This is a genomic window from Desulfosporosinus youngiae DSM 17734, assembly GCF_000244895.1.
Lineage (GTDB): Bacteria > Bacillota > Desulfitobacteriia > Desulfitobacteriales > Desulfitobacteriaceae > Desulfosporosinus > Desulfosporosinus youngiae.
The window spans coordinates 1825142-1842534 of record NZ_CM001441.1 but is presented as its reverse complement, the minus strand read 5'-3'; the positions used below and the strand labels follow the sequence as shown (position 1 = coordinate 1842534).

Below are 17393 nucleotides of genomic sequence, written 5' to 3'. Positions count from 1 at the left end.
ATCCTCCTCTTCTGAATATTCAATTATCTTTATGTAAAAATTTTTCCAATCCCCCCTTATGGCCAATGCCAATCAGTTTAGAGAACCTGCCCCTTTATCCGATGACTACCAGCCGTAAAACTCCCATCTTCTATAAGTGGGAGATAACGGCTGCTACGTCCCTGGATAAGTTCTTCTAAGCTTCAGCTGGAGTAAGTGTTCCTCTTGGGCAAACTCTATCTGAAGCTAAGAATCACTTGATTCCTGAGAGAACTTATCTAAAACTCTCTCGAAAGCGGCAAATTCCTCATCCGAAAAGCGTTCCTTGATTTCTTGTTGGAGTTCTTCAGCCAAGTGGGTTATTTCAGCAAATTTATGCTTGGCTTTCTCCTTCAGAAATACCAAAAGGGAACGTCTGTCCTCCGGGTCATTTCTTCTCTCCACTAAATCCAGGCGTTCCATGCGGTCTAAGATAGAGGTAAGAGTTGATCCGTCCATATCCAAACTTTTGGCAAGGTCCTTGAATTTTAAGCCATCTCTTTCCCACACTGCACTCAGCACATAAAATTGTGCGGGAGTAATTCCGTACTGGGAAAGGTTGCTTTCGTAATAGCGGTGAACCTTCCGCATTGCCCGGCTCAACTTGAAGCATACATATTTTGACGGACTCCTGCTTTTATCATTTGATGCGTCCATTATCTCACCTCATTTCACTGATTATTTTATTGGTAGAGAAATTAATTGTATATCAATTGTTTGTGTACCAATGATTAATAAGAGTATAGCGCAGTTTAAGCTTTATGGCAACCTATTTATATAACAATGAGCAAAGCCGTTGTCAAAATAATCATGACAACGGCTTTCACCGGCAATTTTGCAAAGGTTAAATTATTATGCTCCAGAAATGGGTCAACACCAGATAATTCCCGATCAGAAAATGTGAAATACTAATGCCGATGATCGTTCTATGCCGCATATAGAGATAGCCCCATAAAAATCCGCTGACCGAGGTAAGCATCGCTAATTCAAAGGAGTAGAAAACATGAGAAACACTGAATAGCATGGAAGCAACCACAATGGCCCACAGGGAGTTGTATTTACCGGGCATAATTCTTTCCACAGTTCCCTGAATAACCCCCCGGGCAATAAACTCCTGGAAGGGAGCAATGAGCAGGTATAGGTAAAAGGCCCAGTCTATTAAACCAAAATCAATCACCGGATAGCCCTGAAAAACCGCCCAGCTCTTGATAGCCTCTATTTTTAACAAAGTAATAAGAATTAAGATAATGACGGTTACGACCCCGGATTCTATTAAGGATGGTTTTAAGTTTTTAAAGCTTAAGCCAAATTTGCTGATGGGCAGCTCACTGCGGCGTATCAGGGCAATCGAAATAACAATAAAATACAAACAAATCAGTAAGGTCACAATGGTATAGGAATTATCATTAGCCTCGGGATCAATAACCCCTAAAAAGAAGGTGTAAACACATAGGGATAAAACAAGGGCTACAAAGGTAAAACTGGATTCGGATTGGATGCATTTTAACCTGGAATTGTGAATTGCCACAGCCGCCTGACTGGCAACGGCAGAAATAACCTCTTCCAACTGCTTAGGAAAGGGGACAATCTTATTATTCCCGTCAAACTTGTTGATGAGCTGAATCACGCCCACGATAGTACCATCCTGAAGCTTCATGGGTACAACCAGCATGGAAATTGTTTGATAATGGGTGGCCTTATCATAAGAACTATTAAACTTAAACTCTTCTTTTTCCGATAGGGCGTAACAATCGGCAATATTTACCGTTCTTCCGGTCAAGGCGGTAAACCCTGCTATGGATTGTTTTTCCAGACTCACAGGTTTTGCTTTAAAGGTGCTTAGATGCTGAGACTGCTTTTTTTCCAGAGATAGTGTGCGTGTCGCCTGAAAGACTAAGCGGTCAGGTTCATATTCTCTGAGAAACAGGGAACAGGCATCACAATTGGCAATCTCCAGCATTTCGCTGACAATCAATTGAAACAAGTTATTGAGATCGGTTTCCGAGGTTAAAGCAATGGCGATTCTACTCAAGGCAAAGGTAAACTCTTGATAATTCAGGTTGTTCTCTTGTTTTTCCACAGCTTATCCTCCCTTCCCCTTTAGCTCCTTCACTGCCATTGTCCGTTGATGTACCCGCTTTACCTGCATGCCGAACACTTCAAATCGGGCCTCGATCAGCTGAGGAAAGGGATTGCCGTCGGTTTCCACCGCCAGATGGGGAATTGAGGGATGATGCTTCATTACTTCCGCCACCAGTTCTTTATTCCTGGCCACCTTTATTTTTGTGGCGGACATTTTGGCAGTAATCACGGACTCCGCTATTCTGCTCAACATACAGGCAAACGGGCCAATAGAAATCACTCCGGCTGCATCTTCCACGGCCTCATAAAAAGCAGCCGCCGTCGTCAATAATGCTTCTGTCTCAAACTCAGGTGAGATGAGCTGAGAAACCGTTTGGAGCATTTCCTCGATCTCTATCAGGTGTATTTGGTAAAGACCTGATTGGCCGAGAATTTGTTTTATTTCTCTTTCATAGAACCGTTTCATCTGATGAATCAAAACCGTCGCCATTCTTTCTTTCAGAGTGGTTTTAACAATTTTATGGATGATATTATAGTCACAGTAATGCAGCCATTCGCTCACAGGTGCGGTTCTTACCATAATCCCTTCCCGGGCCAGCCTTTCCACCAGGTATTGCCTGGAAAAGCCATCCCTGCGCACATATATTTCTCCCACCAAAGAAACCTTAGGCACCTGTTCTAATTCCTGGACTCTTTCAATCCTTCCCAGCCTGGCGGCCGCTTCCCTCAGGACACGTTTTACCCCCTGCCAGTCATCTTTTTCCACACTTTGCAGGATACTTTGGCACGCCAAAGCATAAGCTGCCAAAGCCTTTGCTTGATCTTTGGCAACCGTTAAGACAGCACTGTAGATATCTTCCATCACATCGCTGATCACTATGGACTGCCATAACCTAAGGGAGAGCTGGGTTCCGAAACCCGCATAGCTGTTCTCACTGGTCAGTGACAATAAGGCTACATCCTGAAGCTGCATTTTTTCAATTAAATTTTTTATAAAAACCGAATACTGACCGAAGCGGCAAGGACCCGAGGTTGTGGGCATAAAATAGACCAGTATTTCCTCTTTTTCTCCTCTATTCTCTAAATAGTTTACTAAGCTGCCCACGGTCAGGGTCAAAGGCAGACACTCCTTGCAGGAAGACAGCCCCTTGCCGATTTTCAATTCCCTCTCTGCAGGAGCAGGTACATGACTGGCCTTGATACCCATCCGCCGGAAGGCAGCGGCAAACAATTGTATCGCAAAGTCACCTATGGAAGGAAAAAGAACGTGTACCTTAGGATCCGTTAACTCAAATCTTCTCCCTTGAGAATCCATGACCCAGCTCCCTTGAGCATCACTGACCACTTCCGCCGCCCGAAAGCCGCTTTTTGGGGGTTCTGTCCTGGCGTTGCCTTTCAGATAGCTATTCACCACATCTAAAAAAGCTTCAATCCGGGTATCTAACCCCGCATCTGCGGTATGACTGTCCAGTTCCAGAGTGAGTGAGGGTTTATTGCCCATGATCTTCCGAAAATAATTGATTAAAAAAGAATCCGCCCCGCAACTGAAATTGGTGATAAAAACGGGAAATAAACGTGGATGCCTTTGTACATACTTAGCCCCTTGCAAAATCTTTTGACCGTTGGCCCAATACATATAGTCTTCCGGCTTCTCCCGGGAAAAGGGCAGAAATTCATGAGGAATAACGCTATACCCTCTGGAGACAAATTTCTGGGGAATCCCCATATTAGCCGACGCGGTAAAGGCATTATAGGATCTGCCAAACAGCACGATAGCTATCTTCTCCGGCTGCCTGTCTAACGCTTGTAAAAATTCTCCGCCCATTTCCTGACACTGTTGAGTAAACCCTTCCTGAGCTTCAACTCCCCTGGAAAAGGCCTTTTTAACCGCTTCTTTTCTTACCCCCAGGGTTTTGGCCAGATTAAGAAAGGTTGTTAATCCGGAAGCATAGCCCTTGGAAAAGTCAAGAATAGGGCTGAGAATCTTAGCTTCTATCTCAGGGAAAGTGGCCTTCAAGTAATAGGGTTCCGCCTGGACCATGGGACAGGTCACACTGGCGGCCAGGAGATTCACCGCCGGCAGAGCCTTAATAAAGGGCAGAAAATAAAAATCAGCGTCGGTTTTGATCAGTCCCTGTAAGGCACCGTGAGCGATCTCCACAGGATAACAAAATTCAGCGCCCCTTCTCTTGATCCCTTGACTGTCGATTTCTGTCCCCAGGATCACCTGAAATCCCAGGGAGTGAAAAAACTGATCATACAGCGGGAAAAGAGTGTGGGTCATTAAGGAATAATTAATCCCCACTGTCTTACTATGGGCAGGCAGCAGCCCCTCTTTTCGCCCAGTATAGGTTTCCGTTAACATTTTTTCCCGCTGTCTTACCAAATCCAAGGCCTGGGGGGAAATTTGCTCCTGATCCCGGATCAGATTAACGTATCTGTTGCAGCTGCCGCCAAAAGGGTAGGTCCTCCCTCCAATGGATAAGCGGCTGATCCTACACTTTCGATCACATTGTTCCTGGCCCCCCCGGCAAGTGAAGGGGTCTGCATAGTGTAATTCCCGCGCTGCCAACTCTTCCAGGTTGATATCCATGGCTTCCAGCAAGCCCCTGTCCAATCTGTTTTGCACTTCTAAAGCAACCCCAAAAGCACCCATTAAGCCAGGTTCCGGCGGGACAATAATTCCCTTGCCAATTAAGCCTGCCATGGCTAAGGGCACGGCCTTATTGTAGCAGACACCCCCTTGCATAAAGACCCGCTGCCCCACTGTCCGGTTGCCTTTGACTCGATTAATGTAATTTTGACAGATAGAATACACTAAACCTGCCGCTACATCTTCAACCGAACGTCCTTCCTGAATGGCACTCTTAATATCACTGCCGATAAAGGCGGCACACTGATCATTGAAATCAAGAGGGTTGGCGCTTTTCAGGGCAATCTCACCGATCAGCTGAGTGGGGATCGCCAAGGATTCCTGGGCCGCCTCTTCCAAAAAGGAACCGGTTCCCGCTGAGCAAGCCTCATTCATGGCATAGTCGGAAGCCACACCATTAGTTATAAAGGTATATTTGGCGTCTTGTCCGCCGATCTCAAAAATCGTATCCACCTTCGGATCGAAATAAACCGCTGCCGCGGCATGAGCTATTATTTCATTGATCACTGCTTTAGAGCCGCCATGCAGCGCCGCGATCTGTCTGCCTGATCCGGTTACCCCCAGACCCACAATCTTTATGTTCGTCGTTTTAAGCAAACCATTGATTTCCCGGTAACATTTTCTGGCAGCCTCCACCGGGTCACCATTGGTGCGGAGATAACAACCGGCTAAAATCGCCTGATCAGCGCTTCGGATCAGCACTGCTTTGGTGGTTGTGGAACCCACGTCTAAGCCTAAAATGCCGAGATCCCCCGCTTTAACTTCCTGCCGCAGGGTTTCTTTATAAGTAACCAGGGGCAAAGCATCCTTTAAATCAGGCAAACAGGCAAAGGAAGTACCAGCCTGGGCCAGTAATTCTTCCACCGCGGTTATTGATTTCGTTTTAACCTTTTGGGCCCAAAGGGCAGCACCCAGAGCTTCAAAATATTTAGCCTCCGGGGGTATACACAGTTCCGGAATCTCCTTTTGCAAGAAACCAACCACTGCCGGGTTTGCTGAAACTCCTCCGATCAGCATAACTTTTTGGTACTCTGTCTTGTTTAAGATTTCCATGATTTTTACAGCCAGCATCCGGCTGAGCCCTGCCACTACCTCTTCCTTCTGCCTGCCTTTATTTAAAGCATGGGTACAGTCACTTTTACAAAAGACGGAACATCTTCCGGCCAGTTGATAAGGGTTGGCTGATTGAGTACCATTCACCGCTTCTTCTAACTTGAGATCCATCCTTTTGATCTGCTGCAAAAAAAATTCACCGGTTCCGGAGGCGCATTTATTTCCGGTGAATACATTGACGATGCGGCCTTTAGAATCTAATTTATAGGCCATAAAGGTTTCCCCGCCGGCGCTGACAATGACATCAACCTTGGGATATTGCTCCCGCAAATATTCATAAGCGTATTCCACAGCCTCCGGCTCGGCAAGGGAGGAGGCCTGAAGCTTAGCTTTTAATTTTCTGCCGGTAATAGCCAGACCTTTTATTTGCGGGAGCAGCTTGTTGTCCAGCATCTTCCTGATGGTACCGCCGGGATCTCCTTCATGGGCCTTAATTTCTATCCTTTCTATCCTGACCCGGTCCGGAATCTGCTCTAAGATGACCAGGCTGATATTAGAGGAGCCGATACATAATCCTAAGGTCTTCATAATTTCTCACCATCCCTGCTTCCGTCAGCAACGAAACCGGCGTCTTGTAAATTCCGGCTGCTCCTGAATATTTAACCTGGTTTTAAATTGGGTGAAGCGGATCATGCCGGGGATAAGATAAGACGCCATTTTTTCCCACCAGCTTTGGGGGCCTGTTGCTTCAGCTATCTCTGCAATTAGTTGCTGAAGCCATTGGGCGGTCTTTTCATTAACGAATCCTTTGCTGCCTGCCAGCAAAATCATGGCCCGGTGAGCGTCCTTGCCGTATTGCTCCGCTTTAGCTCTGACCCGGGGCAGAGGATGATCTTTGAGATTTTTGTACCCAATCAGCCAGTTTTCGATCACCCGGAAAGCGGTAGGCCCCATCCGCCTGAATTCTTCCCGATATAATTCTTTTTGGATGCCGCTCATCTCATCCTGCCCAAGATGAGGATGCTTAAAGGCCAGCATAAAGGCATCCGCCTTAGAGAATTCTTCAACGGGCATGGGCAGCATTCTTCCTTCATTGTTTAACCTTTCCCGTAAGGGTGTTCCCCAAGTAGGCGCATAAATAAGAAATTGGCAGGCACAAGGCTTTAAATCCATTAATTCAGCAAACTCCTGCCGGATAATCTCTTGGTTTTGATAATCAAATCCCAAAATCATGGATGCCAGCACACCAATTCCATGTGCTCTTAGTTCGGAAAACAGCTCTTGGTAGGACTTGCCCCGCATTTTCTCATAATTAGCGCTTTTACCCTCATACCCTATCCACAGCCAGTCAATCCCCATCTCTACAAGCTCTGCCGGGGTATACTGGGAGAGGGCTTTTACACTGCCATAGGTGGAGATGGATAAGGGAGGCAACCTGGAATCCCTTATAGCTGCCAAAAATCCTCTGCCTCTCTTTTCATTTAAGAGAAAATCTTCGTCTTGAATAAAAAACGAAGTAATATCAGGGTGTCTGATCCTGATTTCTGAGATGGTCTCTACAATTTGTTTCCCTGTGGGAATCAAGGCCAGATGTTTTTGTTTGAAATAATGAGAGGTTGTACAAAAATCACAGCCGTTAGGACAACCTAAGCCTGCAAAAATATAGGCCAGCCTGCCGGTTACAGGAATAGAAAACAAGGTCTGACGCTGAGTAATATCCGGCTGCCTGAACGATCTGCGGTTTTCCTCTCCCAGGAGACGACGCATAAAAGCGACTCCCTCCTCATTCCTGCAGATATGATCGTAGTATGGGCCGATGATGCTGTCATCGAGAACTGTACCATAGCCCCCCAGAATGATTTTCGTATCCGGTGCGTGGCTGCGGATTGCTTTCACCATGGGGATTAATTTATGTAAAGTGGACGGTACAAAAGCTATCCCTACATAATCGTAGTTATTTTTCAGTTCAGCGATGAACTTTTTCAGAGTAGGGTAATGAAGGGTGACAACAGGCGCATCCAGGTTCTCTGCAATAAAGTCTATTCCCCACTGGGTGGTTGTGGCTCTGGGACGAAATACACCTTGGGCCCACAGAACCTGCCATGATCCCTCATAGGAAACCCCAAAACCATCCCCATATTTGACTCCAAACGGTGCACAGACGCTGCTTAGCAATATTTTTTTCTTTTTCTTTTGTTCCGAAATTGCAGCACTCAACCCATACCCCTCCAATTTTGCCTAAGGTTACTTCAAAGAACTATTATAAAGGTCTAAATAATTTTTCATTATAGTTTCTTTTTAAAGTAATCTCATTGACAATTTTGCGGTAGCAAAAGAAAAAGAACCCCAAAAAGGGTTCCTGCTTGTCCGATATATCCTCTCATCATAAACAACCTGCTATCTTTATAGATTTGCGGGTCTTTTCTCTAAAGCCTTAAGCCTGTTTTCATAGTCGTTAAAACTATTATCGGCAGCAATAACAAACGACTTAATTATTTGCAGATCAGATTTGACGTTCCTCATATCAGATTCTAATAATTTCTGCCTGCTTTCCAGTGCTTGCTGTCCTTCCTCCACCTTGTCCAACCTATTTTCGATAATTTTCTGTCCCTCTGCCAAAGTTTTCTGTCCTTCAGCCAAGATTTTCTGTCCCTCTGCCAAGGTTTTGAACATATCCCGAACTTCCTCAAGTATTACACCCACCTGATTCTCATTCATAAGTACACCGCCTTACAATATGTTCTTGCCATTTATTATACCATAAAATACCACAAATGTGTTTTCTAAAGTCAACCTAATTTAAGCAGAACTAAAACATGAGGGCACAATTAATCCAAACTGTTTGCTGCGTTAATATAGGGTTCCAAATAGTTGCTTGCCTCAGAAAGCGGATAATCCTGATATTCTATCTGGGAAGCCAGAGTTTTGTCCTCTGCCCGGTACATTCTGCGAAACTGCAGAGGGGTACATTGATAGTTTGATTTGAAGTACTTTATGAGATATTTCGGATCGGAAAATCCACATTCAAGGGAAATATCCAGGATACGTTTATCCGTACCCAGGAGCAGCCTGGCCGCCTGTTCTCCTCTGCTGTAATTCAGTAAATCCTGAAAGGTTTTCCCGAATTTTTCCGTGACAAAATGGGACATATGGTGCACACCGATACTGACCAGCTCAGTTAGATCCTTCAAGCCCATCTTATCTGAATAGTGGCCGGCAGCATATTCATACATTTGCTTGATTCTTTTCACCAGCTTTTCATCCAAAGCCTCCGTCCCCATGCCCCAACGTATAAAATCAAAATTGTAGGCCAGATAAATGAGCATTTTTTGCAGAGAGCTTTCTATATCCTTCTTACAGACGGCTTGAGACCCCTTATTTATTTCCCCTACTAAACGGGCCAAATACCCTTTAAGTATGTGATACTTTTCGGGAACCACGGCTTCGTGGTAAATAGAAGAGCAGTAGAAGAACGTATACTTAAAATCCGGCAGGACCTTTTCACAGAAAGCCGGGTCAATTTGTATAAACAAAACTTTATTGTCACCGGGGTCTTTAGCTATACCATGTATCTCATCCACATTGATAACCGCGACATTGTTTTCCTTCAGCAGATGGGTTTCCGCACCTATTTTGATGTTTACCGAACCTTCCATGACATAGATGATTTCCACTGCATTATGCCAGTGATAGGGGTATTGACCGCTATTCCAAATAAATGCCCTGATGGGTATCCCATTTGAGAAGTTAATTATTTCAGGACGCATATCAAAGCCAACTCCACTTAATTTATTTTCTCTGCTCAAGGTGTTTGTTCTGCTGAGATTTATCATAACACGATAATCATAATTGTTCATGATGCAATAAGCATATAACTTAAAATTATTTGTTCTTTACAGTTTCACCCAATCCTCGGTATAGAGTAAACCGAGATAGTGTCAAGACAGGATCTTTGGTATAATAGCACTAATTATCGCGGCTAAGAGGTGGCAGAGCGTGACTTTACAGGTTTTAAGATACGTTATCGAAGTGGCTGCCTGTGCATCCATATCCGAAGCGGCAAAATCACTCTTTATATCCCAGTCAACCTTGTCAACTGCCATCAAGCAGCTGGAAGAAGAACTGGGGATTGTTTTATTTCGGCGCAACAATCGGGGGGTCGTCCTCTCCCCGGAAGGCGAGGATTTCTTGCAATTCGCCCGCCAAATTGTGGAACAAGCCAATTATCTTGAAAATCGGTACCAGCAGAAAAAATCATCGGATATGCTTTTTTCCGTATCGACACAGCGCCTGCCCTTTGCTGTACGCGCTTTTGTCAAGCTGATGGAAACCATTGATCCGGAGCCCTTCGATATTGCCATCCGGGAATGCCCCACCTACGAGGTAATTCACGATGTTGAAGCCGGCCGGAGTGAAATAGGCGTACTGGCCGTACAGCATCAGTATCTCGAAATCTTCCGGAAGCTTTTGCATTCCGGAGACATTTCCCAACATAAAATTCATACCCTTTCTCCCTACGTGTTTGTGCGCCAAAGCCATCCCCTCGCCCGGAAAAACGCCTTATTCATTGAAGAGTTAAAACAATATCCTTTTATCACCTTCGATCAAGGCAAAAACAGCGGTTCCCATTTTACTGAAGAAATTGTTTTCTACAGCCAACTGGATAAGATCGTCCATGTCAGCGACCGCTGCACAAAAATAGCCCTGGTTCGGGCCACGGACGCTTTCAGCATCGGACCGGACCTTGTCAACAGCAATGGGGACAAAATGCATGCCGGCCAACAGGAAATCTGCGCCATCCCCTTAGCCGGCCAAAGTGAACAGTTGGATATATTATGGATTAAGAAAACATCACGGCCGCTGACCACGACCGCGGAGCTGTATGTGCGGTTATTGGAGGACCATGTGCGCCGCTGCTTTGATGCCATGCCAGGTAGGCAGGGCTGCTGAAGATCCGGCCTATTGGGCCGCTGCACATATAGAGCGCCCAAGTTCCTCTACATAAAGAATACGAATGTCGCTGGCATATAGGTTACTTAACCGCTCCTGGGTCAGGATCTCTTCCGTTTTGCCAACGCTGAACTGCCCCCCACGGTCAAGGATGCCTGTTTTTCCGCCTAAGCGGAGGGCATGGTCAGGCATATGAGTGGTCATAATAATAGAATAACCGTCCTCCGCTAAGCTCTTAATCAGCTGCAATACCCGGATTTGATTTCCGTAGTCCAGATAGGATGTGGGCTCATCAAGAATGATGATCTGCGGACGCTGTACAAGGGTACGGGCAATGGTAACCTGCTGGCGTTCCCCGCCGCTGAGTGCTGTGTAAGGCCGCTCACTTAACCCGGCTATACCCAATTGCTCCAATACGCTGTCCACCAGGGCATAGTCCTGGGCACCGGGCTGCTGAAAAGCAGTCAAATACGGCGTGCGCCCCATGACGACAAAGTCCCGCACGGAATAATCATAGACCAAAGAATGAGTCTGAGGCACATAGCCGATGGTTTTGGCGATCTCACGCACATCCATTGAGGCGAGAGGCTGGCCGTGTACCCGGATCAAACCGCTTTCAGGCGTAAGCAAATTCATAATGCAGTTAAGCAGCGTAGACTTTCCTGCTCCGTTGGGGCCGAGTATGGAAAAGATCTCGCCTTTTTTTAAGGTGAAGCAAACATTCTTCAGCAGCTTATCGCCTTTGCCGTAGGCGAAACAAAGGTCGCGCACTTCTAATCTCACGACAGCTTCATCCTTTGCTTAATTAATAAATAAACGTAAAAGGGTGCTCCCACAATTCCGGTTAAAATCGTCAAAGGCAGCTCTGCGCTGGTCATCAGGCGGGCACATGTATCAATGACCAACAAAAAAATTCCTCCCAACAGGCATGACAGCGGCAAAAGCTTCCGGTTATCCGGTCCCGCCAGCATGCGCCCAAAATGCGGGATAACAAGCCCTACCCAGCCGATAGTGCCGCTGATGCATACGGCGCTGGCTGTCAGAACCGTGGCGCATAAAATCACAATCCGGCGGGAACGCAGCACCGGCACTCCCAAGGATTGAGCTTCCCGGTCTCCCAAAGACAAAACATTAATACGCCAGCGCAACAGCAGCAGAATCCCCGTAGCCAGCAGAATCGGTATGGCAACCGTCACCAGATCCGGGCTTACCACTTTGGCAAGACTGCCCATCTGCCAATAGGTAATGGAGGCCAATTGTGTCTCCGGGTCTGCAATATACTTGATGAATCCCATAATGGAACTCATCAGACCGCCGACAATAATACCGGATAGGACCAACATCATCATGGATTGATTGCGTGTAATCTTCGGGATACTGGTGGTCAACCCAACCGCCACCATCCCTCCTATAAAGGCCAGCAGCTGAATACCGGAGGCATTCCACCCCAGCAGAATCCCCATAGACGCTCCGATACAGGCACCGGAAGAAACCCCCAGTACATCGGGGGCAACCAAAGGATTTTTAAACACTCCCTGATAACACGCTCCGGACAGAGAGAGGGCGCTGCCTACCAAAACCGCGGCCAGAGCACGGGGCAGCCTGAGGGTAAAGACCACCCCTTCCGCCTGCTGAGGCCAGGTTGGTTCAATGGGCACCCACTTGGAGAGCAAAACCTGGAGCACTGTGAAGGGATGCAGAGGATACCTGCCCACACCCACGACAATGAGCAGCAAGATGACAAGAAGGACGGACAGCAGGATGAGCAGCCCCGGAAAGGCACCCGCCCGGCGGTCTTTGAGGTTTGTACGCATTGGCGGCCGCTCTAGGAAATGCGCCGCTCACTGGCGGCGTTTGCCTTATCCTTAAAGATTTGCCCGAAGTCCTCATCTGTCAGTGAATAGTCAAACATATCCTGATAAAAGCTCTTCATTTGCGCCTTTAAATCTACTTGGGAGAAAATCTCAGGCTGCAGCATCTTCCCCAGCCAAAGCATCATCAACGGTGTTTCCACACCGGGTGCATCCCAGCGATAGATTCCCACAGGGGTTTTGTAAACCCGCTTATTCACCACTGCTGAAACGCTGCTCCAATCCTGGCCTGCAATGCGGTTCTCATATAAATCCTGGGGCAGAAATTTATCGAAGTCGCTGAGCAGGATAATCTCCGGGTCAAGCTTGAGGATTTCCTCCATGGTGATGCTTTTGGCATTCGCAGCAATATTATCCGCACCGGCAAGTTCCATGGATTCCTTTATAAAATTGTCGTTTCCCTGCAAGGTGAGATCCGAGCGTTTCAGATAGAGAACCCGGGGCTTGCCGGCTTTCTTTACTTCCTCGCCATAGGACTTCATTTTCCCGTAAGCCTTGGAGTATTCATCAATGATCCACTTGGCCCGTTCTTCTTTACCCAAAAGCTGCCCAACTGCTTTAAAACTGTCCTGCAGCTCCTGGACATTCCCGTTCTTTACCATCACAGGGACAATCCCCACTTCTTTAAGCTTTTCGGCTTCCGCCGTTTGATATTCCCAGATGATAACAGCCTGTACCTGCCGGTTGAGCAATTCTTCAATATTAATCGAGAAATCGCTGCCGATGCTCTTGTCATCCAGTGTGGCGTAATTCTTATCCAGCTTGGCAAAGAAGCTGCCTGAATAGGCTTTCAGCGCACTGGGGTTGATGGAGACAAGCCGTTGGGAACCCCCATCGACGGCACTCACCACGGAAGACCAGGGCAGAGGCGTCACTGCGATTCGGGAAATGTCCGGCGGAACCTCTACCACATTGCCTGCGGCATCCGTAACAGTACGGACAGCGGGCTGTTCCGGCCCGGATGCCTGATCAGCCTGCCGGCCTCCGGCGGCACCACAGCCTGTAAGCAATAGGGACAACACCAATATGGAAGCTAGTAAACCGGTAAAGAATCGTTTCATCGTTTTTTCTCCTTCCTCTCTTTTCCCAATTTAGATGCAAAATACTGATAACCTTCTTCCCCGATTAAATCTATCGAGGACCTAGCATAAAGGTTGCCGCTCAGGGCGGGGTAGGGTACAGAAATGAACAAGGGCCGTGCTCCCCAGCTCTGAGCCAGTCTTTCATAAAGGGGGTCGGCAATCAAAATATCCGCACTGCACACCAGCCCTTTGATCTCCTCCGGGTTTTGGAAATGCACAATGGGTTGACCAAACTGATCCTCTTCAAAACCCCTGGCCCGGCCCCCCAAACCATAAACAGCTACCCTGCTGCCGGCATAGGCAAAGTCTTCAAATAAGCATTGCTGAATTCCTAAACCGGTGAGAGGTTCGCTGATGATTAAAATGCGGGGAACATCCCCGTAAGCTTCGGAAACCTCGTAAGCTTCGGAAACCTCGGAAGCCTCGGAAGCCTCAGAAGCTCCTGGGGCGGCTGCCGCCTGTTCTCCCCCCATGATCCTGGCGGGAGCTTTCCCCTCTTCAGATATTAATTCCAATAACCGGTTCATCCCCCTGCGACCAATGGGCAAATGGGTAAACCATGACGTTCCAAAGGTTTCTTTCAGCCATCCTGCCAGGGCTTCCCCAGTGGATGAAACACACCAGCATAAGGAAGCTGCTGCCGCCTGCCGCACGGATTCTATGCCGCCGTCCCCTAAAAAGAAAACCGAAAAACCCAATTCCTCAATCTTGTCAACGGCCCCTTGCAGATGGCTCCGGGATACAGGCTCCATGGCCGAGCAGCCTGCCAGCAGAATCTGCCTGCTCTCCCGCTTGCGGGAATCGAGGAAGGTCTTACCCAGGATCAACAGAGCCCTTTCCATCCCCACAGCATAAGTCTCAAACCCGTTGCAGGGGAAGCACAAAAAAGGATACTCAGGACTGGAAAGCTCTTGCTTAAGCCACTCAAAGTCACAGCCCGTAATGTAGGGCACGGGCGTGCTTACCAAGGCGCGCCCTATTCGCCCCTGCTCGGGGGGCGATTCCCGCATCAGCTCCACCAGCTTCCCCTCGGAGCCCAGTACGGCGTGAATATCATTATAGCTTGTGTAAGAAAAACAAGGCGGTCGCTCGCTGGGTTCATCCATCTGTAAGCCGGTTCTGCATCCGCCGGGTGTATAGAGAATCAGTTCGCAATTCCAATCCTGGAGCATACTGACAACCCCGGCAAAATCCCCTGCGAGGGGAGGCAGGAAAAAGGCTTTTTCCCCATGAAGATGACTCAGCTCACCTGCCGGGCCGGGCATCTCATCTTCAAGCTCCTGATATAAGATCTGAAGCCGTTTGACAGCGGGCATTTTTCGTTTTTCTAAAGGGCCGCGGCAAAAGATCTTTACCGGGATACCCGCCGGATTCTCCAGCCCTGCCAGAAGCTCCTCAAAATCCACCAGCATGAGAATATCAGCACAAGTCCCATACACCAAAATCCCTCTGACAGTCTGTTCCCCCAGTACCCGGTCCAGGCGCTCCCGGACTTTCGTCCGGAAATTCCCCAGGGCATATTCCCGGGTTGTAAGGCAGCACAGATGCAATTGCTCCAAAGCCTGTAAGCGCATGGCCAGGAAATACAAATGGCGCAGACAGGCTGCCGGTCCAATGGCGACCACCGCCACATCGGAACGTTTGAATAAAGTGGCGGAGGCCGTCCCCTCATCCGTCTCCTGAGTACAGGCACAGAGGGCAAGGGTTGTTTTCATTCCTTCACCTCCTCATCCTGCAGCAGCTTGAGAATGCCGGCTCCCACTGCATCCATGTCCTGGGGACAGAGTGGCGTCGGCACAGATGCTTGCCCAGACTCCGCCATTTGCCGCCCCAGCTCTAAAAACACCTGGGCAGCAGTGCCGCCGGGGAAGGCCTTCAGCACCGTTTGGCGCTGAAGCTCCGCCAGACGAATTTCCGGAGATTGTCCCATAGCCGCTATGTAAGGGGAATTGGTTTTTCGGCAAAACTCCTGGACCACTGCCCTTTCCTTGGCACTGCCTAGGCGGTTGTGCAGTATACCTCCCAGCAGAGGCTTCTCCCTATTCGAATAGCGCTTTACGCTTTTGAGAATATTATTGGCCGCATAAAGGGACATAAAATCGGCTGAAGTCACGATATAAACCGTATCCACATGCTTTTTGCGCATGGGTACGGAAAAGCCCCCGCACACAACATCTCCCAGCACATCATACAGGATGATATCCCAGTCCTGGTCATACACACCCAGACGGGTCAGCTCTTCCAGTGTAGTGGAAATGCCAAGGCCGGCGCAGCCGATTCCAGCTTCCGGCCCTCCTGATTCCACACAAGAAACCCCAAAATCACCGGTATGGAGAAGATCTTGTATTCCTATCTTTTCCGAACCCTCCAATGTTTCCAGAACAGAAGGAATGGTTTCACGAGTCAGATTACGGGTGGAATCCGCCTTAGGGTCACAGCCAATCAATAGCACTTTCAAGCCGCTGCTTGCCAAAGCGGCTGCTAAATTTGAGGCAATAGTTGATTTACCTATTCCGCCTTTACCATAGAGGGCGATTCTTCGACAAATATGTGAAATAGTATTGACCCCCATTTCTTAGAACCCGGCTTGCCGGGTCCTTATATTTCATGCCGCACAAAAGGCGAAGCCGCTGGCTGACTTATGCTTCCTGACAGTATAAAAAGAACCCGCTTGTCCTCGAAAGGTCAAACAGGTTCTCCCAATTGTTATACAACAAATAAAAGCTCACCCAATGACACGTCAGGCAACACTATAAATCAAAACCTGTTTAAGTATCCTGGCTTAGATTCATAGCCTTGCAGACGACTTCCCGGATCGTAATCCAGTGTCACAATTGTTAAAAAACAATCTCTGCTGCAAGCTCCTCATCACAGTGGCGGCACCGCATCGGAATTACACCGATTTCCATAAAGCAGATTCTAAATTCTATATACAATTATTTTTCCTAATTGTAGCATAGCCTACTATACAACACAATCTGACAACCTTCTGTATTTTAGATTGGCAGCCATCGATCATTTCGATAGCAGGAAGTCAGCATCCCCTAAAATGTCATCCTTCCTCATTTAAGCCCTCTTTGGGGATGGAATGGTTGTGGTAGATGCGATTAGGCCAAATAATGTTTTTTGAGTCTTTAAATAAAGGACTGAATTCAATATTTTTTAATCTATTTAACTCGAATTCGAATGTTGTCCATATTTCTTCACAGAATATAATGTCGAAGGTATCATAATCTTCGTATTCAATTTTTTTATATCCATTATTTAAGAGTAGGCTTTCGATTTCTCCTTTAGTTTTATTTATTAGTTTTTTCTTAAACATTTTCACATCAGGATTATGCACTTCTATAGAATATAGTTTTAAGTCTTCCTCTTTATCAAATTTAGTTTTTATTAATTTATCATAAAAGTAGTAAACAATTCCCTTGTCTTTTTCTGTCTCACTAGTTTTGTCAGGTTTTCCTAAAATATCCTCAACTTCTTTTTGTGACATTCCAAATACTAAACAATCTAACCCAATTCCAATCTTAATTTCCATAACGTTACCTCCAATGTGTCTCACCTTTACTCTTCTTTTGATCATCTTTAAAGATACAAACGATACCGTACTAGCCTTCGGCTTTAATCATTTCACCACCAACAATCATAAGCGGTCACAGCAAAATTGTTTTTCTATAATTTTCT

Annotated in this window: 13 protein-coding genes and 1 riboswitch; of the genes, 1 reads left to right on the top strand and 12 read right to left on the bottom strand. The window is 47.1% G+C overall.

The genetic code is table 11. The annotated features are described in order from the left end of the window. Positions 1–225: 225 nt before the first annotated feature. The 6 genes from DESYODRAFT_RS08635 to DESYODRAFT_RS08610 all read right to left on the bottom strand — a co-directional run bounded on the left by DESYODRAFT_RS08635 (position 226) and on the right by DESYODRAFT_RS08610 (position 9612). Positions 226–675, bottom strand: a complete 450-nt coding sequence (locus DESYODRAFT_RS08635; protein WP_007781902.1) for a MarR family winged helix-turn-helix transcriptional regulator — start codon at positions 673–675, stop codon at positions 226–228. Positions 676–862: 187 nt separating this feature from the next. Then, complete coding sequence (locus tag DESYODRAFT_RS08630) at positions 863–2098, bottom strand: GAF domain-containing protein (RefSeq protein ID WP_007781899.1); 1236 nt, start codon at positions 2096–2098, stop codon at positions 863–865. Between the two features lie 3 nt (positions 2099–2101). Then, the gene (locus DESYODRAFT_RS08625; protein WP_007781896.1) at positions 2102–6394 is read right to left on the bottom strand and encodes an acyl-CoA dehydratase activase; all 4293 of its coding nucleotides are present in this window, start codon (positions 6392–6394) and stop codon (positions 2102–2104) included. Positions 6395–6418: 24 nt separating this feature from the next. Then, on the bottom strand, positions 6419–8023 hold the full coding sequence (locus tag DESYODRAFT_RS08620; protein ID WP_007781894.1) for a B12-binding domain-containing radical SAM protein: 1605 nt from the start codon (positions 8021–8023) through the stop codon (positions 6419–6421). 186 nt (positions 8024–8209) lie between these two features. Continuing rightward, positions 8210–8524: a hypothetical protein gene (locus DESYODRAFT_RS08615; RefSeq protein ID WP_007781891.1), complete on the bottom strand. Its 315-nt coding sequence runs from the start codon at positions 8522–8524 to the stop codon at positions 8210–8212. Between the two features lie 110 nt (positions 8525–8634). Then, complete coding sequence (locus tag DESYODRAFT_RS08610) at positions 8635–9612, bottom strand: helix-turn-helix domain-containing protein (protein WP_207636363.1); 978 nt, start codon at positions 9610–9612, stop codon at positions 8635–8637. 190 nt (positions 9613–9802) lie between these two features. Here DESYODRAFT_RS08610 and DESYODRAFT_RS08605 point away from each other — a divergent pair, with 190 nt between their 5' ends. Then, positions 9803–10756, top strand: a complete 954-nt coding sequence (locus DESYODRAFT_RS08605) for a LysR family transcriptional regulator (protein WP_007781886.1) — start codon at positions 9803–9805, stop codon at positions 10754–10756. A 9-nt stretch (positions 10757–10765) separates the two neighbouring features. On the opposite strand, the gene DESYODRAFT_RS08600 is transcribed toward DESYODRAFT_RS08605, so the two are convergent. The 6 genes from DESYODRAFT_RS08600 to DESYODRAFT_RS08575 form a co-directional block, all read right to left on the bottom strand. Further along, entirely contained in the window at positions 10766–11539 is a 774-nt protein-coding gene (locus DESYODRAFT_RS08600) for an ABC transporter ATP-binding protein (RefSeq protein WP_007781884.1), read from the bottom strand. Then, on the bottom strand, positions 11536–12570 hold the full coding sequence (locus tag DESYODRAFT_RS08595; RefSeq protein WP_007781883.1) for a FecCD family ABC transporter permease: 1035 nt from the start codon (positions 12568–12570) through the stop codon (positions 11536–11538). The genes DESYODRAFT_RS08600 and DESYODRAFT_RS08595 overlap by 4 nt, the downstream gene beginning before the upstream one ends. Before the next feature lie 11 nt (positions 12571–12581). Then, positions 12582–13688, bottom strand: a complete 1107-nt coding sequence (locus tag DESYODRAFT_RS08590) for an ABC transporter substrate-binding protein (RefSeq protein WP_007781879.1) — start codon at positions 13686–13688, stop codon at positions 12582–12584. Beyond that, positions 13685–15424 carry a nitrogenase component 1 gene (locus DESYODRAFT_RS08585; protein ID WP_007781877.1) on the bottom strand — a complete coding sequence of 580 codons (1740 nt, stop codon included), beginning with the start codon at positions 15422–15424 and terminating at the stop codon, positions 13685–13687. The genes DESYODRAFT_RS08590 and DESYODRAFT_RS08585 overlap by 4 nt, the downstream gene beginning before the upstream one ends. Then, positions 15421–16281 (bottom strand): nucleotide-binding protein, encoded by an 861-nt coding sequence (locus tag DESYODRAFT_RS08580; protein WP_007781874.1) that lies wholly within the window; start codon positions 16279–16281, stop codon positions 15421–15423. The genes DESYODRAFT_RS08585 and DESYODRAFT_RS08580 overlap by 4 nt, the downstream gene beginning before the upstream one ends. Positions 16282–16481: 200 nt before the next feature. Beyond that, positions 16482–16616: riboswitch (cobalamin riboswitch) on the bottom strand. 145 nt (positions 16617–16761) lie between these two features. Next, the gene (locus DESYODRAFT_RS08575; RefSeq protein ID WP_007781871.1) at positions 16762–17247 is read right to left on the bottom strand and encodes a hypothetical protein; all 486 of its coding nucleotides are present in this window, start codon (positions 17245–17247) and stop codon (positions 16762–16764) included. Positions 17248–17393 lie beyond the last annotated feature (146 nt).